We start from the raw sequence: 22,497 nt of genomic DNA, 5'->3' as shown, positions 1-22,497 counted from the left end.
CGACACGGAAAAGAAAGCAAGGGGGATGAAATGATTAAGCTAACCAGAACAAAAATGATTTTAATATTAAGTGCAGTAATTTGGCTAGAGACATTGATGGTTTATTACGTAGATTTCAAATTGGGAATTGAAGGTCCTTTACAAGGGATTATTTCCATTTTTAATCCAGTTGGTTTTATATTGCTAATTTTGAGTTTTGCTAATTTCTTTGTCCGTAAAAAATCATTTGTGATTTCCTTAATGGTTTTGTTTACTTTGGAAACAATATTGTTAGTTGCCAATGTTATTTATTACCGTGAGTTTTCTGATTTTATTTCAATAAATACGATGTTGAGTGCACAAAAATTCAATAGAGCGATGGGGAAAAGTATTGTTACTTTGATTTCACCACATGATGTAATCTATTTATTAAATTTAATTCTTGTTATTGGACTACCATTTTTTGCTAAAAATGGTTTGCTATCCATTCCTATTAGAGTGGTTAATAAAGTGGCTTTATCATGCTTTAGTGCATTTTTGGTTGTTTTAAATCTAGCAGTTTCAGAAATGAATCGACCTCAATTATTAGGTAGAACTTTTGATCAAACATATATCGTTAAATATCTTGGTTTGAACTTTTACATGGCATACAATGCTGCAAACAAAGTCAACGAAGATACTGAAAAAAATAAAGTAACGACAGTTGATATTGATTCACCTTTGCAAGAAACAGCTAAAGTTTATGTACAACCCAATAAAAAATATTATGGGATTGCACGTAAGAAGAATGTCATCGTAATTCATTTGGAAAGTTTCCAGCAGTTCTTAATCAATATGAAAGTTAACGACCAAGAAGTAACACCATTTTTGAATAGTTTGTATTCAGATAAAAATACTGTCAGCTTTTCCAATTTCTTCCATGAGGTAGGTCAAGGTAAGACAAGTGATGCGGAGACGATGCTTGAATCAGGTCTGTTTGGTTTGCCAACAGGTTCGTTCTTTAACAAACTAGGACCAACTAATACTTTTCAAAGTGTACCAGCGATTCTAAGTCAAAAAGAGGGCCATGAGAGTGCCGTTTTTCATGGGAATGTCGGAAGTTTTTATTCGAGAAATAAGATTTATAAGAATATGGGCTATAATTATTTCTTTGATCAAGGTTATTTTGAACAAAATGAAAATTCTAACGTTGGTTTTGGACTAAAAGATAAGTTGATGTTTAAAGAGAGTGTAAAGTATTTAGAAAAATTGCAACAACCATTTTATGTGAAATATATTACTTTAACGAATCATTATCCATTTGATTTACCAGATGAGGATAATGATGGTTTTGTTAAGCCGGAAACACAGGATAATGTTATTAATAATTATTTTCTAACGGCCCATTATCTTGATGCTTCTTTGCGTGAATTCTTTACTTACTTAAAAGAAAGTGGGTTATATGATCGATCAGTTATTGTCCTTTATGGTGATCACTATGGTATTTCAGATGATAGAAATAAAACTTTGGCGCCATTATTAGATAAGAATCCAGATGAATGGAATGAATTTGATGATATTCAATTACAGAGAGTTCCATTTATGATCCATATGAAAGGTATCTCTGGTCAAGTTGACAATGAATACGGTGGTGAAATTGATGTTTTACCAACTATATTGCATTTGTTGGGTGTTAATACTAAAGATTATATTCAATTAGGAACAGATTTATTGTCTAAACACCATGATAGTAACGTTATATTTAGAAATAATGGTCTTGTTAATAAAAAATATACAGTCATTAAGAAATCTAAGGACTTGTACAATATTTATGACAATGAAAATGGACAGTTGTTAGACATTGACTCAAATTCAAAATTGTACAAAAAGATTACTAAAAAGTATGATCAAGAGCGACATCTATTGGACATATCAGACACAGTTAATCAAAAGAATCTTTTGAGATTTTATACACCTGTTGGTTTCAAACCAGTAGATCCTGCAAATTATGATTATGAAAATGAAGAAGTTCAGTTAAATAAAACTAATAGTGATCTGGGTAATTCATCAACCAGTTTATATTCGCAGAATAATAATAAATCAACAGTTTCAATGTATGCGACTGATGCAATTGAGGATGGAAATTAGAAATGTGGTCATCTAAATTGCAGTATTTAAAGGCTAATTAGATTTATGTATAGGTAAAATATTATGATCAAGTAAAAGTAGTTTAAATGAAAAGAAACACCTTTCAATAATAATTTTGGAGGGTGTTCTTTTTTTGTCGATTTTAAGGAATCGTTATAACGGATAAAGTTAATCTTTGATTAAAAAATTAAAAGCAACGCTTAGAAGATTGATAGACCAGTAATTATAAGTAGCTTTGAGTATTTGAGTTGCGCAAATATCTATTTACTTTTGACTAATTCTTTAAATTGGTTGCTTGTCACTAAAGGCAATTAGCGCAGAATTAAAGTTAACGAGGATACGAATGGAGGGAATAGAAATGTTATCTGTAAAAGATGTAACTACATTTATTCAAGGTAAGAAAATTATCCATGATATTTCTTTAGACATAAAACCAGGAGAAATTGTAGGTTTGATAGGGCCTAATGGAACGGGGAAAACAACTTTTATGAAAACCGTATTGGGATTGACCAAGTTTACTGGGAGTATATCAATTGATAAACAAAGAATTACTGAAAATAATCATCAAGCTTTGAAAAAAGTAGGGGCATTAATAGAGCATCCAGCAATATATCCTTTTTTAACAGGTAGACAAAATCTGTTGTTGTATTCGGAAAGTAATAAAGACTTAGAAGAAATAATTAGCACTTTAAAAATGGAAAATTTTATCGATAAAAAATCTAAAAATTATTCATTAGGTATGAAACAAAAATTAGGGATAGGAATAGCCTTATTAAATAATCCTGAACTAGTAATATTGGATGAGCCTATGAATGGATTAGATATCGAATCAACCATTATGATTCGTGATGTAATTAGAAAGTATGCAAACCAAGGATGCATGTTTCTGATTTCCAGTCATATATTAGGTGAATTACAAAAGGTTATGACCCAAGTGGTGCTTTTGCGGTCAGGAAAAGTTATTTTGAATAGATCAATGGATTTACTTAATCAAGATAGTAGTAAAAAATATTATGTCCAAGTAGATAAGAAAAATTTAATCGAAAATTTACTTAGCCGTAATAATATTGATTATCAATGGGTAGATAATTGCTTAGAAATAGATTCTCAAGACGTAAAATTAATGCAAGACTTGATTTTTCAAAATGGATTTTATTTGAATAGGTTAGAACCTGAGAAATTGAATTTAGAGGAAAAAGTAATAAGAATACTATCTGACAAAGAAGGTTCAAATAATGAGGAATAATTTATATCAGGAGACGAAAAAGTTTTGGTATCAAAAAAAACCACTTTGGGGAATCTTGACCTTATTCATTTTGATGTATTATTCGTTAATTACGGGGCATCACAATAAGATGGATATAATTCAATTGTTTGGAGCTAGCCAATGGATTTCGATAATTTTGGTTACAATATCGTCTGATTTTTTATCCATGGAATATCGTGATAATACTATTATTACGATGCTTTATAAGAGTTCAAATCAATTTAATATATATTTTTCAAAAATTATTACACTTGTGTTATATAGTGTATTGCTTAGTTTATGTGGAATAGTGTTCACGATTTTAGAGACAATTTTCAGTCATCAATTATTAACCATTAATATTTTAAGAGCATTGATATGTAATATGATTGAGATATTTTTGTATACGATTTTTATCGTTACGTTATCGTTGTTATTAATTTCTTTAGTTAAAATTGATGCCATTGTTATATTAATAGGATTAATGCTAGGTTTTCTAGGAGCTACATTTTCTAATATATTTACTTCTTTATTTCATACATGGGATAGGGTAATAAGATGGAATCCATTGAATATGATTTATATTATTAATCAATTATCGGATTCTAAGTACTTTAAATATTCCTTGTTGAATAATATGCAGTTAGTATTGGGAACGATTGGTTATGCAATGATCTTTTTGGTAATCGGATATTGGACCTTTAAAAATCGTCGAGTTTAAAAGAGGTAATGGAAAATGGTAAGTAGTTTAAATAAGGAAGCTTATAAATTAGTTCATCAAAAAATAACTTGGTTTGCACCACTCTTTGTGCTTATCCTTATGATTATTATGGGTATTTTAATGAATGGTTCCGAACAAAAATTATTAATCATGACAAGTTACGATTCAAGTGAATGGATATTGTTTGCATTGGTCGTTGTGTCATCTACGATATTTACTTTAGAGTTTCAAGATAATACAATTTTGACAATGTTGTATAAGTCCGATAATAAATTACAAGTGTATGGCTCAAAATTAATACTTGTCTTTATTTACAATATTGTTTTGCATATATTGGCAATTATTTTTACTATAGTACTACAACTTACACCTTTAAATGTTCATCTTTCTTGGCTAATGATTAATCAATATCAGCAGACATTATTATCAAATTTGTTAATGACTATCTTAGTTGATATTGTCTCATCTACTTTGATAATTAGTATAATTTTTTTTACTTCTTGTATTGTTAATTTAAATGCAATAGTAATTACCTTGAATTTAATGATTGTCTTCCTAGGGCAAAGTGCATCTTCTAGTCTTATGATCGCAAACCTAAAATATATTGATATAATTAAATGGAATCCTTTGAATATGATTAACTTAACAAAACAGTATTATAATTATGGCTCATATCATATTGTTAGTCATTTAAGTAATTCTCAACTGTTAATCGGAAATATTTTCTATTCATTATTATTCTTCAGTTTAGGTTACGTAATTTTTAAAAAGAAAAAATTTTAGATAATTTGATGTGAAAGGACTATTATGAGTGATTTTCCAAAACAATTAAAAAATATTAGAAAAAATTCAGGTATTACTCAAGATGAACTTGCTAGTAAGATGTTTGTAACGAGGCAGGCAATTTCAAAGTGGGAATCTGGGGATTCCACACCTGATTTGAATAATCTAATTAAGTTAACTGATATTTTCAATATCAGTTTGGATACTTTAGTATTTGGATCTGAAAAAGATGCAAAAGTAGATCAAGATGAGTTTGTTTTTGATCCCAAGCACAATCGTTATGTAAGGAGATTAGGCAAGATGAATTTTTGGGATTTTCTTGCTGGTTATTGGTGGGTGATACTTATATTAGCGTTTATTATTAGTTTTGCCTCAATACTTCGATAATAAAAAGGCATTGCATATAATTCTATGCAATGCCTTTTTCGACTATAAATTAATCACTAACAACAACCATTGATTTGATAACTTTTCTATCAGTCATTTCTTGATAGGCGTCGTTGATTTGATCAAGACTGAAGCTCTTAGTAAAGACAAGTCCAGGATTGATTTCACCATCTAGAACAGCCTTCAATAAACGATTCTTGTCGTAAGTAGTAACAGAAGCAGGGCCACCAGCAATAATGATATTTTTGCCAAATGAAGTAGAGATGTCCATCTTTCCAGTGTGTGGCAAACCAACACGACCGACAATTGAACCAGGGCGTCCAACTTTCAAAGCTGTTTCAGTAGATAGTTCAGTACCAACACATTCCAAAACGGCATCAGCACCAAAACCATTAGTTAATTCTAGAATCTTTTTGACACCTTCATCACCACGTTCGGCAACGTTATCAGTTGCTCCAAATTTAGCAGCAAGTGCTTGACGGTCGGGATGACGACTTGTTGAAATGATTTTTTTAGCGCCGAGTAATTTAGCAGAAATAATTCCACAAAGCCCGACAGCACCATCGCCCATAACTACAACAGTATCACCGTGTTTAATATTAGCGACGGTTGCTGCATGATAACCAGTAGCCATAACGTCAGCCAAGGTTAAGAGTGATTTAAGCATGCTTTCACTATAATCACTAGGTTTTCCGGGAACTTTGACTAGAGCCCATTGACCATGTTGAAATCTGATATATTCAGCTTGGTTACCATTACTGAAGTTATCAGTATGTGATTGGCAATCGCCATCAAAACCAGCTAGACATGCGGGACAGTGTCCACAGCCATGAGTAAATGGAGCAATTACGAAATCGCCTGCTTTGACAGTCGTAATATCGGAACCAACGTCTTGCACAATACCGATTGCTTCGTGTCCAGAATTTTCAGAGTTTTCAGCTTTGTCTTCTAAGCCACGATAAGCCCATAGATCAGAACCACAGACACAGGCACGGATTACTTTGATGATAACGTCATCAGGTGCCTGAATTTTTGGCATCTCAACATCTTCGACCTTCATTTGACCTACTTTTTCAAAAATTGCTTTTTTCATAAACAAAATTCCTCTCTTTGTTTTTCTATCTTGATTATAACGTTTTCAAAAATCAAATTAATGATAATTGAAGCTATTAATTGAAATTAATTGTTAGTTGACCAAGTTGATCAATTTTACTGATCAATTGATCGCCTGGTTTGATAAATTCCTTGGGGTTACGACCTGCGCCGACACCACCAGGTGTACCAGTGAAGATTAAGTCTCCTGGGAATAATTCGGTAATTGCTGAAAGATAACTTACTAATTTTTGTGGATCGAAAATCAAATTACCTAATTGACTATGTTGTTTTTCGGCACCGTTTAATTCGGTTGTAATAGTTAATTTTCCTAAATCATCGATTTCATCTGGAGTTGTTAGCCAAGGTCCAATGGGTGAGAAATTCTCGTAGGATTTGGCTAATGAGAATTGTGGTTGATCATTTTCAAATTGTAACTGACGATCGGAAAGATCTTGTCCAACCATATAACCAGCAATGTGATTCAATGCCTTGTCCTGACTAATATTACGTCCACCTTGACCAATTACAATGACTAATTCTGTTTCCCAATCTGTTTGAGGGCTTGGGACTTTAACTGTTGGGTTAGGTCCAGTGATTGAACTGACAAATTTGGTGAAGATATTGGGAACTTTGGGTGCTTGAGTTTTTAATTCGTTCATATGGTCGCGATAATTGAATCCTACAGCAAATATTTGTTTAGAAGCACTAACTGGGGCAGAGAAGTCTGCCATATCAGGTAAATTACGTTTGCTACTCAAAAATAGTCGTTCATTCAAGTGTGGCAAAAGTGATTGAATATCTTTTACACCATTGATTAGTTGTAAACTGTCATCGTTAATGACAACGGCGCGTTCGTTATACATTCCAAGTTTCATGTTATATCTTCCTTCATGATGTTTTTAATTTCATTTTAATACACAAAATAAATTTTAGTATGTTAATAACATATTCTATTTTAATTGTCTAATTGACATATAACTAAATTAAAATTATTATAATAATTTATATAACAAGGGGGAGAGTATATGGATGACAGCTTAAGCGTTGAAAGTGCTGTAAAAGATACCCTACCAACTGTATTTGGTTACATTGGAATAGGAATATCGTTTGGAATTGTTGCAGCTGCAGCGGGGATGAGCGTTTTTATGGCAACGTTAATGTCATTGATCGTTTATGCAGGTTCGGCTCAATTTATTTTAGTTAGTTTATTAGCAATTGGAACGCCACTTGTTTCTATTGTTTTATCAGTCTTTTTGGTTAATTCCCGAATGATTTTGATGAGTATGACGACAGCTAATTTTTTTAAAAAGAATTCATTATTTGAAAATATACTAATAGGTAGTTTAATTACCGATGAGAGTTTTGCTTTAAGTATGAATAAACTCAATTTTACTGATGGAAAACTATCATTTAAGTGGTTCAATACCGTTAACTTAATGGCTTACTTAGTTTGGGCAGCTTCAACCATGGTAGGAGCAATGCTGGGCAAAGTCATTAGTGATCCTGAAAAGTTAGGATTAGACTTTGCTTTAGTAGCAATGTTTATTGGTTTGCTTTATCTACAGTTGATCAGTGATAAGACAATTTCATTAAAAGTTCAATTGATTGTTGTGGTATTGATGTTGCCATTAGTATATTTTGGACTGATTTTTATCTCGAGTGATCTTTTGATTCTAGTAGTGACCTTAATAGGTTGTGCGTTAGGAGTGATTTTGAAACATGCCTTCGACTAAATTTATATTATGGACTTTGATTGCCTGTGGACTGGCGACTTGGTTATCGAGAATTCTACCTTTTGTTCTTTTGAAAAAGTTTAATTTACCAGCTAAGGTCGTAGAATTTTTGAGCTTTGTTCCTATTACTATTATGGCAGCTTTATGGTTTGAAAATCTCTTTACGCAAAGACTAGGGCATATGCCACAGATTGATTACGCCAACTTAATAGCTTCAATTCCGACCGTTTTGACAGCTATTTTAACTAAAAAGTTATTGTTGATCGTTATTGTAGGAATTATTTCATTAGCATTAGTTCGATTAGCTATTTAAATAAAGCAATTATAGTGAACGATAAGAATCTTCTCTTAGTAATCAATAAGATTATTGGAGAAGATTTTTTGTTACTTTACTGAATAACGTAGCCAGACTGCACCGTCCTCAAAGCTTTTAACATTTTCTAATTTTAAAGGAATTGGTTTACGAGTTTCTGGTCGTCCATCAAAGACGGCAGGCATTCCATTACGACCGTCGACACCAGAACCAATAAGAATGCTGATTTCATCAGTTAAACCAGCATCAAGAAATGAACCATCAATGTGCCCGCCACCAACGATTGCCATTCGAGAAACCTTAAATTGTTCGGATAAGATTTCTACAGCTCGAGTTAAGTTGATTTCTTTTTTTCCAGTTGCAACCCAAGATATATGTTTAGAATTTAAGTAGTCCAAATAATCAAGATTGACTTGTTCGCTAGTAATAATAATATGGGGCTTATTATAGGTAGAATCATCGTCCCAAAGTAAGGTTCCTTTTGTATCGACGATAACATCGTAAGAATCAGAAATAGTGTTTTGTGTGAAAGATTCTTTATTGAGATATGTTTGAGTTTTAGGTTCAAATTTGCCAGAATTAGCCAATTCTAATTGAGCGGTAACACGACCACTCAGAGTTGTTTGAGTATCAAGAGATTCTAATGTGGAATAGTATTCTTTAACTCCTTGAAGTTGTGCAGTCATATCACAGTCGATTCTACCGTCAACTGAGGTCATCATGTGGCAGATAATATATGGTCGTTTCATTTTTGTTGCTCCTTTTGATTTGATTTAAATTTAGCATATTACTTAAAGTCGACTTTAGGTCAAGCACGATTTTCAATTTGACACCAATATCAGACTGATATATATTGGGAAAGTTATTTTATATCAGTCTGATATATAAGGAGAACTTTATGTATGATTTATTTGTTTTAGGTCAATTAATGGATGAGTCAATGAGCGGTTATTTGATGCGACAGATTTTACAGCAAATAGTGGGACAACAACGAAAAATTAGTTTTGGAATGATTTATCCACTTTTTAAAAGATTACATGAAGCTGGTTACATTAGTCTTGAAGAAGAAAGTGAAGTTGGTAAACGAACCAAAAAGGTGGCTACGATCACTGAACTAGGGCGTGAACGATTCAAAGAACTAATGGTTCAAAAAGTTCCATTGAATCCAAACCTTGAGTTTACTTATAGTGTAAAATTTCGTAATTTTCATCAAGTGGATATCAAATTACGTCAAAAAATATTGCTGGATTATCAAGATTATTTATTGAGTAATCAAAGTTTATTGACAAAACAGTCAGCTGATTTAGAAAAAACTAAAATATCTGAACCTGATTTGAAAAATGCCAGATGGGTTATTTCATTGAAACAAATGAAAAATAAGGCGGCAATTGATTGGGTTAGGTTGTCTTTAAAAGAACTTGGGAAGTAAGGGGAGATTTAGCTTGGAAGAAACAAGAACTTTATCTAAAAAAACAATTTTATTAATGGCGGTGGTAACTGGTGTTATCGTTGCTAATTTGAATTTTATTCAGCCAATTGAGAATTTAATTGCAACTGATTTTGGTATTTCAAAGGCAGTTGTAGGTATGTTGGCGATGATTACGCAATTAGGATATGCCTTTGGATTGTTGTTGATAGTGCCTTTGGGCGATATTTTTGATCGCTATCATTTGATTCAATTTATGATGATCTTATCAATTATTTCGTTATTATTAGCTTTTTTGGCACCAAATGCGGTTGTTTTTGCGGTGGCTACTGCTTTGATCGGGATTACTTCGGTGGCACCACAAATTATTATTCCTTATGCGGGTTACTTAGCCCCTGTTTTACAACGAGGAAAAGTTTTAGGAATAGTTTTGAGTGGTTTATTGACGGGAATTTTATTGTCACGATCTTTTAGTGGTTTACTAGGTAGTATTATGCCATGGCAAGATATCTATTTAATCGCTGCAGGAATAGATTTGGTCTTTTTAGTAATTGTTCATCAATTCTTGCCACATGATGAACGTGGTCATCGTGATTTGAAATATTGGACCGTTATTAAGACTTTGCCAAAATTATTTACGCATCAAAAGGCCTTGAGAGGTTCAGCTATTAATGGATTTTGTATGTTTGGGATGTCGAATGTTTTATGGTCAACTTTGGCATTTTACTTAGCTAGTCAGTATCACCTAGGTAGTAATGTTGCTGGTTTATTAGGCTTGTTAGGAATTGCCGGTGTTTTGGTAGCGCCTTGGGTCGGTGACTTAGTTGATCAACGTTCACCTAAGTTGACGATAGGTTTGAGTATGATCTTTTCAGGTTTAGCTTTTGTGGTCTTCTGGTTGATTGGTTTTTGGATGATCGGTTTAATCGTTGGAATTGTTTTGCTAGATTTAGGGACACAGTTCAGTCAAGTTTCAAATCAAGCAATCGTTCAATCATTGAATCGTCAACAGAGTAGCCGAAATAATTCCATCTTTATGTTTAGCTACTTTTTAGGTGGATCATTTGGGACACTTTTGGCAACATGGGCATGGAGTCATGCCGGTTGGTTGGGTGTCTGTTTAGTGGCTTTGGTATTTTTGATTATTGCAGTAATAGATCATTTTGTTATTGGTGAGCCTGAAAAGTTAAATACTGAAGTGGATTAAATTAGAAGTAGCTATTTTTTAATATTCCTTATTAGTTGTAAAGAAACCTAATTATAAGTGGCTAGACTTTTTTTATAAGAGCGAATGTTATATTATCATTGCGTGAGGATAATATTATGGAAAAATTTGCATTATTAATAGTTTTATTTGCGGCTTTAATTACACCATTAATTACAGCTAGATTTCATTTACAGAGAATGCCGACAGCTATCTCAGAAATTATTATGGGAATCATCATCGGTAAAACTGGACTGAATATCGTTCATCCAGATGTGAGCGTGCAATATATTGCTAATTTGGGTGTTATCATGTTGATCTTTTTAGGGGGAATGGAAATTGACTTTTCACTCTTGGAACCTAAAAAAGATAAGTCTACTTATTCGCCATTAGGAACTTCTTTTGCTGGATTTGTAACGATATTTATTATGTCAATAATTCTCAGTGGGATTCTGTATGCTACTGGAATTTTTAGCGAATTTGTCTTGGCCGTAATCTTGTTCAGTACGATTGCTCTGGGGGTAATTATTTCGCTGCTCAAAGAAGTCGGTTTGTTGAATACTAATTACGGTCAAACAATATTATTAACATCGGCTTTTGGTGAGTTTATTCCCTTGGTAGCATTAACAATTTATTCAGCTGTTAAACAACAACACTATATTTCGGTTTTTGGTTTACCAGTTATCTTTATTATTGCTATTATTCTGTTACGTCGATTCAATCGAATTTATATTTTCTTTGATAAGATTGATAAGTCTACCACGCAATTGGATATTCGTTTGGCGTTTTTCTTGATCTTTACGTTGGTAACTTTTGCAGAACAAATTGGTGCAGAAAATATCTTGGGTTCATTCTTGGCAGGTGCAGTGATGAAACTACTTAAGCCTAAGCCTGATACTGAAGAGAAATTGAGTTCGATGGGATATGGATTCTTTATTCCAGTATTCTTTATTACAACTGGGGTCAATTTGAATTTGAGAACATTGTTTACTAATAAGGAAGCTTTATTATTGATACCGGTCTTTCTAGTTGCCTTTATTGTTTCCAAAGCTATCGTCTACTTTGTCTTTAGAAAACGTTTTGGCAGAAAATATGCTAGTGCAGCGGCTATCGTTACTTCAACAACAATTACTTTAGTCTTGCCAATTTTACAAGTTGGACAAAATTTGAAGCTAATTACGGTACCTCAAGCTGGTGCTATTACTTTAGCGGCTATTATTACTTGTCTAGTTTGTCCAGTTATTTTTAATAAGATTATTAGTACAGATGATGCGGTAGAATAGGGGATTCTATGACGAAGGATAGATTGTTAGCATTTAGTGATGGAGTATTTGCCATTTTGATCACCATTTTGGTTTTGGAATTTACAGTACCAAGCTTTAAATCGGGACATCTGTTAATTGCAATGTTTCATCAGTGGCCCATCTTGGTGGCATATGTGGTTTCGTATTTTTATGTAGGTACATTATGGTTATTTCATCATGATTATTTTAATTCGCTCAAAAAGATCAATCGAAATTTGAACTTAATAAATTTATTAATGCTATTCACAATTACATTGATAAATTATCCAATGGCTTTAGTTGCTGATACTTTAAGTCGGGGCAATTTAAATGATATTAGAGTAGCTTTTATAACTTATGATTTAGTTGCTTTATTGATATCTTTTATGTTTTACGTTCTTTATGCGTATAGTGGCAATCACCAAGAATTGAAATCTGATTTGATGAAAAAAACATCATTTTCAAAGAATAAATATGATCCACTAGTGAGTGTAAGTCTTTATATTTTGGCAATTATTGCTTCGATTTTTTATATTCCATTAGGAGCATTGTTTTTATTAGCGGGAATTGGATTTCACTTTGTAGCTTATTTGAGACTAAGTAAGGCACTTGGACAACATTGATAATGTATAACGGATAAATTTGTTAAAATATCCGTTATTTTTTTATATTTTTTAATCGACAATATTAAATAAATTGTTTTGTTAATATTAAAAGAAAAATTGATAATTTCGGAACAAATATCAGCAAAATATACCGATGTAGGTTAAACTGATCATTGTTGAATAATACAAATTAAAGGACGGGATTTTAATGAAGAAAAAATATGAAGCAAGTACTGCTGAAAATCATGTTGATATTGTTAATATTGCTGGTCTAGAGGCCCGTGTCAAAGATCATATGAGTAATGAAAAGGGAGCTTTCGGTTATATTCGTGGTGGTTCTGAAGACGAATGGACTATGAAACAAAATACTGAAGCTTTCAATAAGAAAAAGATCATGCCTCGTGTCATTCAGGGAATTGATCATGCTGATCTAAGTACTAAGCTTTGGGATATTGATTTAAAGACACCAATTATTCAAGCTCCATCTGCTGCTCAAGGATTAGCACATGCTAAGGGTGAGAAGGATACGGCTAAGGGTGTTGCTGATGCTGGTTCAATCTTTTCAATCAGTACTTATGGAAGTACTTCAGTTGAAGATGCTGCAGAAGCTGCTCCAGATGCACCACAATTCTTCCAACTTTACATGAGTAAAGATGATAAGTTTAATGAATTTTTGATTAAAAAGGCCGTTAAGGCGGGAGTTAAAGCTATTATTTTAACAGTTGATTCTACTTTAGGTGGTTATCGTGAAGCTGATATAGTTAACAAGTTCCAATTCCCACTACCAATGCCTAATTTGGCAGGCTATGCTGCCGGAGATGGTGAAGGTAAAGGAATTTCTGAAATTTATGCTTCAGCCAAACAAGGAATTATTCCTTCAGATATTCAAAAGATTAAAGATATGTCAGGTTTACCAGTCTTTGTTAAGGGGATTCAATCACCTGATGATGCCGATTTGGCAATTGAATTCGGTGCAGATGGTATCTGGGTTTCAAATCATGGTGGTCGTCAATTAGATGGTGGACCTGCATCATTCGATGTTCTTCCATACATTGCTGAAGTTGTTGATAAACGTGTACCAATCGTCTTTGACAGTGGTGTACGTCGTGGTGAACATGTCTTTAAAGCCTTGGCTAGTGGAGCTGATCTAGTAGCTATTGGTCGTCCAATTATTTATGGTCTAAACCTCGGTGGTGCTCAAGGTGTAACAGATGTAATTGATCATTTAAATATGGAGTTATCAATCACAATGCAACTAGCTGGAACTAAGACAATTAATGATGTTAAAAATACTGAACTATTAGATTAATATTATGGCTCTACATAATCATGTATAGTCAGATAAAAATTATAATTAAAAGAGGACAGCATTTATTAAGAGATATTCAAGGTATGCAATACATACCTGAATTTCTTAATAGAGGCTGTCCTTGTTTTATATTCTGAATTAAAACGTTTTCATCATAAAAAATCAATTTTAATACTTGAGTTAAAGTCGACTTTAGGGTGTAAAGTTAATATCTAAGTATGACGGGATTTTAGGTGGTGAAGGAAATATGGGAATTTTTTCTCGATTAAGTTGGTTTTTCAAACATCAATGGAAACAATATTTAGTTGGTGTAATTGCTTTAATTTTGGTAGCAATTTGTAATGTTATTCCACCACGGATTATTGGTAACGTAGTTGATGCTGTTAGTAAAAAGAATATGACAGCAAGTTTTTTAATTACTAATATGGTGACACTTTTTGTGGTCGCTATTGTACAGTACTTGTTAAGATTTTTATGGCAAAAAATGATTTATGGTAGTTCCTATGTATTGGAACGTGATTTACGGAGTAGATTGTTTCGACATTTTATGAAGATGGACACGACCTTCTACCAAAAGTGGCGGACTGGTGATCTAATGGCTCATGCCACTAATGATATTGATGCTGTTCGTGATGTTGCCGGTCCAGGAATTTTGACTTTGGCTGATTCCTTGATTACAGGAACATCCATGATTTTGGCTATGGGGATGTTTATCAATTGGAAGTTGACTTTATTAGCTGTCTTGCCATTATTACTTTTAGCAGTGATGGCAAATGTTTTAGGAGGCAAGATTCATGTAGCCTTCAGAGATTCTCAGGCGGCCTTTTCCAGTATTAATAACAAGACGCAAGAAAGTGTCGTTGGTATTAAAGTATTAAAGGCTCTGGGTCAAGAAAAAGAAGACGAAACCGATTTTAACAAATATGTTGATCAAAACATTAAAGCAAATAAACGTTCATATCGTTTAGATGCTTTGTTTGATCCACTAACAACAATAATTATGGGTATTTCATATACTTTAACGATTATCTTTGGTGGACTAGCCGTTTTACAACAGAAAATTACAATCGGACAATTGGTTTCCTTCATTACATATATGGCAGAACTAATGTGGCCAATGTATGCAGTTGGTAGTTTGTTCAATTTATTGGAACGTGGATCCGCTAGTTATGACCGAATTAGTGAGTTATTGGCTGAAAAATCATCGCTGGTAAATCCAAAGAATGCTTTAACGACTATTCCTAGTGGCACGATTGATTTTGATATTAAGCGATTCCATTACCCTGATGATAAGGCAATTGCTTTAAGTGAGGTTAACTTTCATTTAGATGAAGGACAGACATTAGGAATAGTTGGTCCAACTGGTGGTGGGAAATCAACAATCATCGGTTTATTAATGCGTGATTTTGATCATTATAATGGGCAGATCATGGTTGGAAAAACTGATATTCGTGATTATAACCTGAATAGTTATTTAGATACGATTGGCTATGTGCCTCAAACTAATTTCCTATTTTCGACTGATATTCGTGATAATGTTCGTTTCGCTAATATCCATGCTAGTCAATCGAAAGTTGAACAAGCTAGTTATATTGCCGATTTACAAGCTGATATTGAAAAAATACCTGAAAAATATGATACCCAGGTTGGAGAATTAGGTGTGTCATTATCTGGTGGTCAAAAACAGCGTTTAGCAATTGCTCGAGCTATTCTAAGTAATCCTAAGCTATTGATTTTGGATGATTCTTTATCAGCGGTCGATTCAAAAACAGAACGAAATATTGAACAGAGGATTGCGAAAAATCGGCAACAAGGAACAACTATTATTGCAGCTAGTCGTTTGAGTTCAGTAGAAAATGCTAATCAAATAATTGTGGTCGATCATGGTACGATTGTTGAAAAAGGAACTCATCAAGAGTTGTTACATCAAGCTGGTTGGTACGCTGATACATTTAATTTGCAAGCTCGAAATGCTGAGATAGAAGGGAGGTTAAATAATGGAAAATAAAAATCAAAAGGATTTAGATGAAATTCATTCTTTATCTAGGAAAGATCAGCGCCAAGTTTTGAAAAGACTTTTCAAATTTGCTTGGTTATTTAAACGTCAATTTGGAATCGCGGTTATCTTTGCGATTTTGTTAAGTGTTGTTAATGTGTTGTTGCCAAGAATGTTGCAATACTACATGGACCATTATTTAGCCGACCAAAGTACAGGTATTAAAATAATTGTTGGCTTCACAATTTTGTACGCTATTGGAACTATTATTAAAGCTTTAGTGCAGTTTATTGAAGAGTTTGCCTTTGCAATGGGAGCGGAAAGAACGCTTGAGAGAATTAGAAGTAAACTATTTCATAAATTACATACTCTAGGTTTGAATTATTTTGACGTTACTCCAGCAGGTTCAATTGTTTCAAGAGTAACGAATGATACCAAGACATTGTATAATTTTTGGACATTATTTTTGATGATCATCATTGCCTTTTTTGCGATGTTATCTGCTTTTATCGCGATGCTTTCAGTTAACGTTGTTTTGGCAATTGCCACAGCCTTATTTATCTTTGTACTTTATTTTTTGATTTGGTTATATCAAAAATTGAGTTTTAAGATTTATCAACATTTGCGTGAATATTTAAGTCAAATCAATACTAAATTGAATGAATCTTTAATGGGAATCAACATTATTCAACAGTTTGGACAACAGAAGCGTATGACAAGTGAATTTGAAGATCGTAACGGAGCGTATTTTCAAATGCGCAATAAGATGATCAATGTTAATGCGTTCTTGCTTTATCCTACAATCAGTCTGATGTTCATTTTGGCAGAGGTCATTTCTTTAAGTGGTTTTGGCTGGCAAAGTATGCACATTGTGGTTGAAGCGGGTGTGATTTATGCCTTCCTGTCTTATCAACAGAATTTCTTCAATCCATTGTCAGATGTCATGAACTATATGTCGTTTTTCCAAGATGGCTTAGTAGCTGGATATCGAATTATGAAACTATTTGATAATGAAACTAATGCACCAAAGCAAAATGAAACCAGTTCAACTGCTATTACTCAAGGCAAAATTGAATTTCAACACGTAACATTTAGTTATGTACCTGGTAAACCAGTTTTGAAAGATATTTCATTTACTGTACAACCTGGTGAGACGGTAGCCTTTGTAGGGCATACTGGAAGTGGTAAGAGTTCGATTATTAGCTTGTTATTGCGCTTTTATGAATTTGGTGAAGGCAAAATCTTGTTAGATGATCATGATATTCGTGATTATTCTACAAAGGAATTACGTCAAAAGTTGGGCTTGGTCATTCAAGAACCATATTTATTTTACGGTGATATTGCTAAGAATATTAGAATGTTTGATGATCAAATCACTGATGAACAAGTTCAACAAGCTGGAAAATTCGTTGATGCTGACGATTTTATCCAGAAATTACCTGGTAAATATCATGCCAAGGTTACTGAACGTGGAGCTAGTTTCTCTACAGGACAAAGGCAGTTGATCTCGTTTGCTCGTACGATCGTTCGTAATCCTAAAATTTTGATTTTGGATGAAGCAACTGCCAATATCGACCCTCAAACTGAACAAAGTATTACAACTGGTTTGAAGAAAATGCGTGATGATCGTACAACCATTGCGATAGCACATCGTCTGTCAACAGTTCAAGATGCTGACCAAATTTTGGTTCTTAATAATGGTCGCATTATTGAAAGAGGAACTCATGAAGAATTACTGGCTGCTAAAGGGCATTATGCGGAACTTTATGCATTACAAGCAGCAAATGAAACTAATAAATAAAAATTAAATTGGATGGAAATTAAATGACAAAAGAAATTAATGGAAAATATTTTGATGGCGAAAGACCATTGTTTAACGAACATGATTTGAATATTACAGATACTATTTTTGGACAAGGGGAGTCACCTCTTAAAGAGGCTGGCGATTTGAATTTAACTGATGTCACCTTTAAGTGGAAGTACCCATTGTGGTATGCCGAACACGTCAAGGTTGACGATAGTATTTTTGAAACAATGTCACGTTCTGGTATTTGGTATACCGATGATATTGAAATCAATAATTCAGCATTACAAGCACCTAAATTGTTCCGCCGAGCTTCAGATATCAGATTAAATCACGTTCATTTTGCGGATGCCGAGGAAACAATGTGGACTTGCCGTGATATTAAGCTAAATGATGTTCAAGTTAATGGTAATTATTTTGGTAAAGATAGTGAAAATATCTATGCCGAAAATCTCAATGTTGTTGGTAATTATGTTTTTGATGGTGCCAAAAATGTTGAAGTTCATAACTCAACTTTTGTATCAAAAGATGCCTTTTGGAATTGTGAAAATGTTACAGTTTATGATTCTAAAATCAGTGGTGAATATTTGGCTTGGAATACTAAGAATATTACGTTAGTTAATTGTACAATTGTAAGTGATCAAGGTCTTTGTTATATTGATGGTCTTAAAATGGTCAATTGCAAAGTTTTAAGAACTGATTTGGCCTTTGAATATTGTTCAAATATTGATGCCGAAATCACAACTAATGTGATGAGCATTAAGAATCCTATCAGTGGTTCAATTAAAGTTAAGTCAGTTGATAAGATTATTTTCGATGATGCAAAGATTGACCCTGATCAAACAAAGATTCAAGTTACTGAAAAAAAATAACGGTGAGGTGTTTAGATGTCATATGATTTTGAAACTTTAAACAAAAAAAGAGCCGGTAATTCAGCTAAATGGGATGTCAAAGAAGACGAGTTACCAATGACCATAGCTGATATGGATTTTAAGGTGGCACCTGAAATAATTCAGGCTTTGCAGGACAAGATTGCGATGGGATTATTTGGTTACGAAGAGATTCCGACAGAATACTTTAAGGCGGTTGCTGATTGGTATGAAATTGAACATCATACACGTCCCCAAGAAGATTGGATGATCTTTGCAACAGGGGTGGTACCAGCTATTTCTTCAGCAGTTAGACGTTTGACCTCTTTAGGTGATAATGTTTTAGTTCAGGCACCAGTTTATAATATCTTTTATAATTCAATCGTTAATAATGGTCGTCATGTAGTTTCTAATGATTTGGACTACGATGCCAAATTACGTGAATATACAATCAATTTTAAAGATTTAGAAGAAAAATTAAGTGATCCATTAACTAATATGATGATTCTTTGCAATCCTCATAATCCAGTGGGAAAGATCTGGACTAGGGATGAATTAACGAAGATTGCTGCTTTGTGTAAAAAATATAATGTTAAATTGTTCAGTGATGAAATTCATGGTGATATTACTTTCAACAAAGAGGGATATAACCCAGTCTTTGGACTTGATCAAGAATATTTAGATAATGTTGTTGTGGCTGTTTCTCCAAGCAAAACTTTTAATGTTGCAGCAATGCATGCAGCTACAATAATTGTTCCTAATGCTAATTTAAGAGGACAAGTTAGTCGTGGTTTAAATAGTGAGGAATTAGCTGAACCTAATTTTGCCGCTATTCCCGGAACTATTACAGCTTATACTAAAGGACACGATTGGTTGAAGGCATTAAAACAACAATTACTAGAAAATCGTCAAATGATTTTGAACTTTGTTCAAGACAACGTACCTGATATTAAATGGGTTCCAGGTGAAGCAACTTACTTGTTATGGTTTGATGTTTCTAAATTAACTGACGATGCAACTAAGCTGTCCGAATTTATTCGTCAAGATACTGGCTTGATCGTCACACCCGGATCAGTTTATGGTGGCGATGGACAACATTTCATCCGTATGAATATTGCCAGTCCTAAGGAAATGATTTCTGATGGATTGAATCGTTTACAAAAAGCAATTACAGATTATCAAAAATAAAAATTTGAGATTTTAATTAAAAGAAGAACAATATCTATTATGTATTTGGGGTAGCAAAATACCTGGAACACCTTTTAATGGATACTGTTCTTCTTTTTGAAACCTTTAGACTAAAAGTTTTAAAAATATGCGTTATTATTGAATAGTAAAATATTTTTGAAACAGGTGAGATTATGGATACTGCAGGATCAGTTTTAACAAAAACTAAAGTACAACCACAGACACAATTTAATGGTAAAAAGAAACATGTTGGGATTCTCAGTGGTTCATTTAATCCGATTCACATGGGACATCTGATGATTGCGGAACAAGTTTATGAACAATTAGATCTCGATAAAATTCTTTTTATCCCTGATAAAGTTCCGCCACATCGTGGTATCAGCCGTTATATTCCTAAAGTTAGTGTTGATGATCGAATTAATATGGTTAAATTTGCAATTCGAGATAATCCTCATTTTCAACTGGATATGACCGATATTGATTTAGGCGGAGTTAGTTATACCTATGAAACAATTAAAGCCTTGAAAGAACGTCATCCTGACACTGAGTACTATTTGATTGTTGGCTATGATATGGTAGAAAATTTACCTAAGTGGTCGCATATTGAAGAATTAGTTAAAGAAGTTCATTTCGTTGGTGTTTGTCGAAAAGGATTCGAGAAAAAATTTGACTATCCAATTCTTTGGGTCAATACACCAGTGATTGAAATTAGTTCAACTGTAATCAGAAAACGTGTTAAAGAGGGAAAATCTTTGAAATATTACGTTCCTGATGATGTTGCTTGGTATATAAAAGATCGAGGTATTTACAAAAAATAATGCCTAATTAATGAATGATAAAAAGTCCCCGTGTGTTTTACACGAGGACTTTTTTGTACAAGATAAATTAAATTCTGCTTTTGATTTCAATTAATACGTTGACGTTGCGTTTGCATCATATGAGCGTCCGCCAGTAGAAGGGTATAGGAATTAACCCCAAAGAAGGCAATGATAACCATTAATCCAGTGAAGAAGAATCCTAGAAACATAAATCCCAAACCTAATACAAGTCCGAAAACTGCGAAAAAGCGCATCAAATTTTTGGACAATGTGATCAAACTATTCTCACTCTTGAAGGCAACATGATATAGAGTATCGATTTTTTGTGATTTATATTCAGTTGTGTCGGCTTGATGAATTTCCAAAGCTAGTTGATAAGGTTCAAAGCCATCTTCGATGTGGTCTTCGCCGTATTCGTTCGTTACAACTTTTTTGTAGTTACCACCGATAATTTTTAAAGTAGGGTAATAGTTCTGTGAAAGTGCCATCTTTAACTTATTGGTTAAAGGTAGTGATCCTACTTTGACAACTTTTGAATTCCAGAAGCTAGCGAGAATATAAATTGTATTATTTGTAATATGAAGATCAATATGTGTTAAATCTAAATTTTCTAATTGATATAATTGAAAGATAAATTTGTTTTTTAGAATTTGTTTATTATTTAATCCCTCATACAAATCATTTGGATTAACATCTTGAAGGTAATTGATATATTTTTGAATAAATGTATTTGCATCTTCAGCTAAATTGATAGTTTTCTTAATTAAAATAGTCATAAATTCCCCCAAAAACTGTAACGACTAATGCCAGTATAACAAAAATGTATGCGCTTTTGTGGAAATTTATGAAAACGTTTTAATTTATTCACTAATGGAATGATTTAGCCAATTTATTAAAAGTTTACTTATAAGATTTTGTTGCTTTTTATTACTGATAGAGGCCTTTTTATCGCCTCGTTGCTTGCCATAGCTACCAAATCCGGCATGATTGCCACCGGATATTTGTTGGTAAATTGTGTTATTTGGTAGAAATTTTTTAGCCTTGTTATAATTGGTATGATTTAAGACACCGTCATTAGTAGCAGTTAGTGAGAGAACAGGTACTTCCGTTTCATGTAAATCGCCTTTCTTTTCAGGATAACTTGCTAGAAAGAAAACTCCTTTCAAATGTTGAGAGTGATTTTTGGCATAACGACTTGCCATTGTTCCGCCAAGAGAATGACCGCCAATAACATAGTCGTGGTTTTTTTGTACTCTACTAGCAGCATTGGATTGAAGAATCGCTAGGTCAAGTGGAAAACGTACGATATAGACTGAATAACCTGCCTGTGCGACTTTTTTTGCCCAAATACTATAACTCTTAGGTTCAACCAAAGCACCTGGATAGAAGATAACCATAGGCTTTTGATCATCCCCTTGAAACTTAATGGTGTTATTGACAATACTACTGTTAGTAGCTGCTGTTTGAGCGGCAGCGGACGGTTGATATTCTTTATTTTTAACAATAAAAAATGTTGCTGAAAAGATGACAATTAGGGCAATAATAATGCCAATTATCCATTTGTAAATTTTTTTCACGATAAAGACCCCTTACATAGATTTACTAAGTAAT

At 33.2% G+C, this 22,497-nt stretch carries 22 protein-coding genes; 17 read left to right on the top strand and 5 right to left on the bottom strand.

The features are described from left to right. Window positions 1–30: 30 nt before the first annotated feature. The 5 genes from LAB100_RS06805 to LAB100_RS06785 all read left to right on the top strand — a co-directional run bounded on the left by LAB100_RS06805 (window position 31) and on the right by LAB100_RS06785 (window position 5,243). Window positions 31–2,106 carry an LTA synthase family protein gene (locus LAB100_RS06805; protein ID WP_119326445.1) on the top strand — a complete coding sequence of 692 codons (2,076 nt, stop codon included), beginning with the start codon at window positions 31–33 and terminating at the stop codon, window positions 2,104–2,106. A gap of 358 nt (window positions 2,107–2,464) precedes the next feature. Further along, a complete protein-coding gene (locus tag LAB100_RS06800) occupies window positions 2,465–3,352 on the top strand; it encodes an ABC transporter ATP-binding protein (RefSeq protein WP_119326444.1) in 888 nt (295 codons plus the stop codon). Beyond that, window positions 3,342–4,073: a DUF2705 family protein gene (locus LAB100_RS11820; protein WP_119326443.1), complete on the top strand. Its 732-nt coding sequence runs from the start codon at window positions 3,342–3,344 to the stop codon at window positions 4,071–4,073. Before LAB100_RS06800 ends, LAB100_RS11820 begins: the two co-directional genes overlap by 11 nt. Window positions 4,074–4,088: 15 nt before the next feature. After that, the gene (locus tag LAB100_RS06790; RefSeq protein WP_119326442.1) at window positions 4,089–4,856 is read left to right on the top strand and encodes an ABC transporter permease; all 768 of its coding nucleotides are present in this window, start codon (window positions 4,089–4,091) and stop codon (window positions 4,854–4,856) included. A 24-nt stretch (window positions 4,857–4,880) separates the two neighbouring features. After that, the gene (locus tag LAB100_RS06785; RefSeq protein WP_119326441.1) at window positions 4,881–5,243 is read left to right on the top strand and encodes a helix-turn-helix domain-containing protein; all 363 of its coding nucleotides are present in this window, start codon (window positions 4,881–4,883) and stop codon (window positions 5,241–5,243) included. A gap of 49 nt (window positions 5,244–5,292) precedes the next feature. Here the strand turns inward: LAB100_RS06785 and LAB100_RS06780 are convergent, their stop codons facing one another. Next, window positions 5,293–6,336 carry an alcohol dehydrogenase catalytic domain-containing protein gene (locus tag LAB100_RS06780; RefSeq protein WP_119326440.1) on the bottom strand — a complete coding sequence of 348 codons (1,044 nt, stop codon included), beginning with the start codon at window positions 6,334–6,336 and terminating at the stop codon, window positions 5,293–5,295. Between the two features lie 76 nt (window positions 6,337–6,412). Further along, window positions 6,413–7,213, bottom strand: a complete 801-nt coding sequence (locus tag LAB100_RS06775) for a fumarylacetoacetate hydrolase family protein (protein WP_119326439.1) — start codon at window positions 7,211–7,213, stop codon at window positions 6,413–6,415. A 150-nt stretch (window positions 7,214–7,363) separates the two neighbouring features. Here LAB100_RS06775 and LAB100_RS06770 point away from each other — a divergent pair, with 150 nt between their 5' ends. Continuing rightward, a complete protein-coding gene (locus tag LAB100_RS06770; protein ID WP_119326438.1) occupies window positions 7,364–8,071 on the top strand; it encodes an AzlC family ABC transporter permease in 708 nt (235 codons plus the stop codon). Continuing rightward, window positions 8,058–8,384, top strand: coding sequence for an AzlD domain-containing protein (locus LAB100_RS06765; RefSeq protein ID WP_119326437.1), 327 nt, complete (start codon window positions 8,058–8,060; stop codon window positions 8,382–8,384). Before LAB100_RS06770 ends, LAB100_RS06765 begins: the two co-directional genes overlap by 14 nt. A 71-nt stretch (window positions 8,385–8,455) precedes the next feature. On the opposite strand, the gene LAB100_RS06760 is transcribed toward LAB100_RS06765, so the two are convergent. Continuing rightward, complete coding sequence (locus tag LAB100_RS06760) at window positions 8,456–9,133, bottom strand: dihydrofolate reductase family protein (RefSeq protein WP_119326436.1); 678 nt, start codon at window positions 9,131–9,133, stop codon at window positions 8,456–8,458. Window positions 9,134–9,282: 149 nt separating this feature from the next. On the opposite strand from LAB100_RS06760, the gene LAB100_RS06755 reads away from it, so the two are divergent. From LAB100_RS06755 to LAB100_RS06710, 10 genes are all read left to right on the top strand, one after another. Next, window positions 9,283–9,813 carry a PadR family transcriptional regulator gene (locus LAB100_RS06755; RefSeq protein WP_119326435.1) on the top strand — a complete coding sequence of 177 codons (531 nt, stop codon included), beginning with the start codon at window positions 9,283–9,285 and terminating at the stop codon, window positions 9,811–9,813. A gap of 55 nt (window positions 9,814–9,868) precedes the next feature. Then, window positions 9,869–11,017, top strand: a complete 1,149-nt coding sequence (locus tag LAB100_RS06750; protein WP_119326587.1) for an MFS transporter — start codon at window positions 9,869–9,871, stop codon at window positions 11,015–11,017. Window positions 11,018–11,133: 116 nt separating this feature from the next. After that, window positions 11,134–12,297, top strand: a complete 1,164-nt coding sequence (locus LAB100_RS06745) for a cation:proton antiporter (protein WP_119326434.1) — start codon at window positions 11,134–11,136, stop codon at window positions 12,295–12,297. An 8-nt stretch (window positions 12,298–12,305) separates the two neighbouring features. Continuing rightward, window positions 12,306–12,920: a TMEM175 family protein gene (locus LAB100_RS06740; RefSeq protein ID WP_119326433.1), complete on the top strand. Its 615-nt coding sequence runs from the start codon at window positions 12,306–12,308 to the stop codon at window positions 12,918–12,920. 190 nt (window positions 12,921–13,110) lie between these two features. Further along, entirely contained in the window at window positions 13,111–14,211 is a 1,101-nt protein-coding gene (locus LAB100_RS06735) for a lactate oxidase (protein ID WP_119326432.1), read from the top strand. Window positions 14,212–14,458: 247 nt separating this feature from the next. After that, on the top strand, window positions 14,459–16,219 hold the full coding sequence (locus LAB100_RS06730; RefSeq protein WP_119326431.1) for an ABC transporter ATP-binding protein: 1,761 nt from the start codon (window positions 14,459–14,461) through the stop codon (window positions 16,217–16,219). After that, on the top strand, window positions 16,209–18,008 hold the full coding sequence (locus tag LAB100_RS06725; protein ID WP_119326430.1) for an ABC transporter ATP-binding protein: 1,800 nt from the start codon (window positions 16,209–16,211) through the stop codon (window positions 18,006–18,008). Before LAB100_RS06730 ends, LAB100_RS06725 begins: the two co-directional genes overlap by 11 nt. A gap of 23 nt (window positions 18,009–18,031) precedes the next feature. Next, complete coding sequence (locus LAB100_RS06720) at window positions 18,032–18,883, top strand: DUF3737 family protein (RefSeq protein ID WP_119326429.1); 852 nt, start codon at window positions 18,032–18,034, stop codon at window positions 18,881–18,883. A gap of 15 nt (window positions 18,884–18,898) precedes the next feature. Beyond that, window positions 18,899–20,068, top strand: a complete 1,170-nt coding sequence (locus LAB100_RS06715; protein WP_119326428.1) for a MalY/PatB family protein — start codon at window positions 18,899–18,901, stop codon at window positions 20,066–20,068. Between the two features lie 173 nt (window positions 20,069–20,241). Further along, window positions 20,242–20,886 carry a nicotinate-nucleotide adenylyltransferase gene (locus LAB100_RS06710; RefSeq protein WP_119326427.1) on the top strand — a complete coding sequence of 215 codons (645 nt, stop codon included), beginning with the start codon at window positions 20,242–20,244 and terminating at the stop codon, window positions 20,884–20,886. 86 nt (window positions 20,887–20,972) lie between these two features. Here the strand turns inward: LAB100_RS06710 and LAB100_RS06705 are convergent, their stop codons facing one another. Together LAB100_RS06705 and LAB100_RS06700 are read right to left on the bottom strand one after the other, a co-directional pair. Then, window positions 20,973–21,662, bottom strand: coding sequence for a hypothetical protein (locus LAB100_RS06705; protein ID WP_119326426.1), 690 nt, complete (start codon window positions 21,660–21,662; stop codon window positions 20,973–20,975). Window positions 21,663–21,746: 84 nt separating this feature from the next. After that, the gene (locus LAB100_RS06700; RefSeq protein WP_119326425.1) at window positions 21,747–22,463 is read right to left on the bottom strand and encodes an alpha/beta hydrolase; all 717 of its coding nucleotides are present in this window, start codon (window positions 22,461–22,463) and stop codon (window positions 21,747–21,749) included. Between the last annotated feature and the right edge of the window lie 34 nt (window positions 22,464–22,497).

This window comes from Companilactobacillus musae (assembly GCF_003967595.1).
Taxonomy (GTDB): domain Bacteria; phylum Bacillota; class Bacilli; order Lactobacillales; family Lactobacillaceae; genus Companilactobacillus; species Companilactobacillus musae.
This window is presented reverse-complemented; position numbering and strand designations above follow the sequence as displayed.

What these genes read in the sequence shown, in the direction of transcription:
- LAB100_RS06805 (WP_119326445.1), top strand. Translation starts at nt 31, where the DNA reads ATGATTAAGCTAACCAGAACAAAAATGATTTTAATATTAAGTGCAGTA.
- LAB100_RS06800 (WP_119326444.1), top strand. Translation starts at nt 2,465, where the DNA reads ATGTTATCTGTAAAAGATGTAACTACATTTATTCAAGGTAAGAAAATT.
- LAB100_RS11820 (WP_119326443.1), top strand. Translation starts at nt 3,342, where the DNA reads ATGAGGAATAATTTATATCAGGAGACGAAAAAGTTTTGGTATCAAAAA.
- LAB100_RS06790 (WP_119326442.1), top strand. Translation starts at nt 4,089, where the DNA reads ATGGTAAGTAGTTTAAATAAGGAAGCTTATAAATTAGTTCATCAAAAA.
- LAB100_RS06785 (WP_119326441.1), top strand. Translation starts at nt 4,881, where the DNA reads ATGAGTGATTTTCCAAAACAATTAAAAAATATTAGAAAAAATTCAGGT.
- LAB100_RS06780 (WP_119326440.1), bottom strand. Translation starts at nt 6,336, where the DNA reads ATGAAAAAAGCAATTTTTGAAAAAGTAGGTCAAATGAAGGTCGAAGAT.
- LAB100_RS06775 (WP_119326439.1), bottom strand. Translation starts at nt 7,213, where the DNA reads ATGAAACTTGGAATGTATAACGAACGCGCCGTTGTCATTAACGATGAC.
- LAB100_RS06770 (WP_119326438.1), top strand. Translation starts at nt 7,364, where the DNA reads ATGGATGACAGCTTAAGCGTTGAAAGTGCTGTAAAAGATACCCTACCA.
- LAB100_RS06765 (WP_119326437.1), top strand. Translation starts at nt 8,058, where the DNA reads ATGCCTTCGACTAAATTTATATTATGGACTTTGATTGCCTGTGGACTG.
- LAB100_RS06760 (WP_119326436.1), bottom strand. Translation starts at nt 9,133, where the DNA reads ATGAAACGACCATATATTATCTGCCACATGATGACCTCAGTTGACGGT.
- LAB100_RS06755 (WP_119326435.1), top strand. Translation starts at nt 9,283, where the DNA reads ATGTATGATTTATTTGTTTTAGGTCAATTAATGGATGAGTCAATGAGC.
- LAB100_RS06750 (WP_119326587.1), top strand. Translation starts at nt 9,869, where the DNA reads ATGGCGGTGGTAACTGGTGTTATCGTTGCTAATTTGAATTTTATTCAG.
- LAB100_RS06745 (WP_119326434.1), top strand. Translation starts at nt 11,134, where the DNA reads ATGGAAAAATTTGCATTATTAATAGTTTTATTTGCGGCTTTAATTACA.
- LAB100_RS06740 (WP_119326433.1), top strand. Translation starts at nt 12,306, where the DNA reads ATGACGAAGGATAGATTGTTAGCATTTAGTGATGGAGTATTTGCCATT.
- LAB100_RS06735 (WP_119326432.1), top strand. Translation starts at nt 13,111, where the DNA reads ATGAAGAAAAAATATGAAGCAAGTACTGCTGAAAATCATGTTGATATT.
- LAB100_RS06730 (WP_119326431.1), top strand. Translation starts at nt 14,459, where the DNA reads ATGGGAATTTTTTCTCGATTAAGTTGGTTTTTCAAACATCAATGGAAA.
- LAB100_RS06725 (WP_119326430.1), top strand. Translation starts at nt 16,209, where the DNA reads ATGGAAAATAAAAATCAAAAGGATTTAGATGAAATTCATTCTTTATCT.
- LAB100_RS06720 (WP_119326429.1), top strand. Translation starts at nt 18,032, where the DNA reads ATGACAAAAGAAATTAATGGAAAATATTTTGATGGCGAAAGACCATTG.
- LAB100_RS06715 (WP_119326428.1), top strand. Translation starts at nt 18,899, where the DNA reads ATGTCATATGATTTTGAAACTTTAAACAAAAAAAGAGCCGGTAATTCA.
- LAB100_RS06710 (WP_119326427.1), top strand. Translation starts at nt 20,242, where the DNA reads ATGGATACTGCAGGATCAGTTTTAACAAAAACTAAAGTACAACCACAG.
- LAB100_RS06705 (WP_119326426.1), bottom strand. Translation starts at nt 21,662, where the DNA reads ATGACTATTTTAATTAAGAAAACTATCAATTTAGCTGAAGATGCAAAT.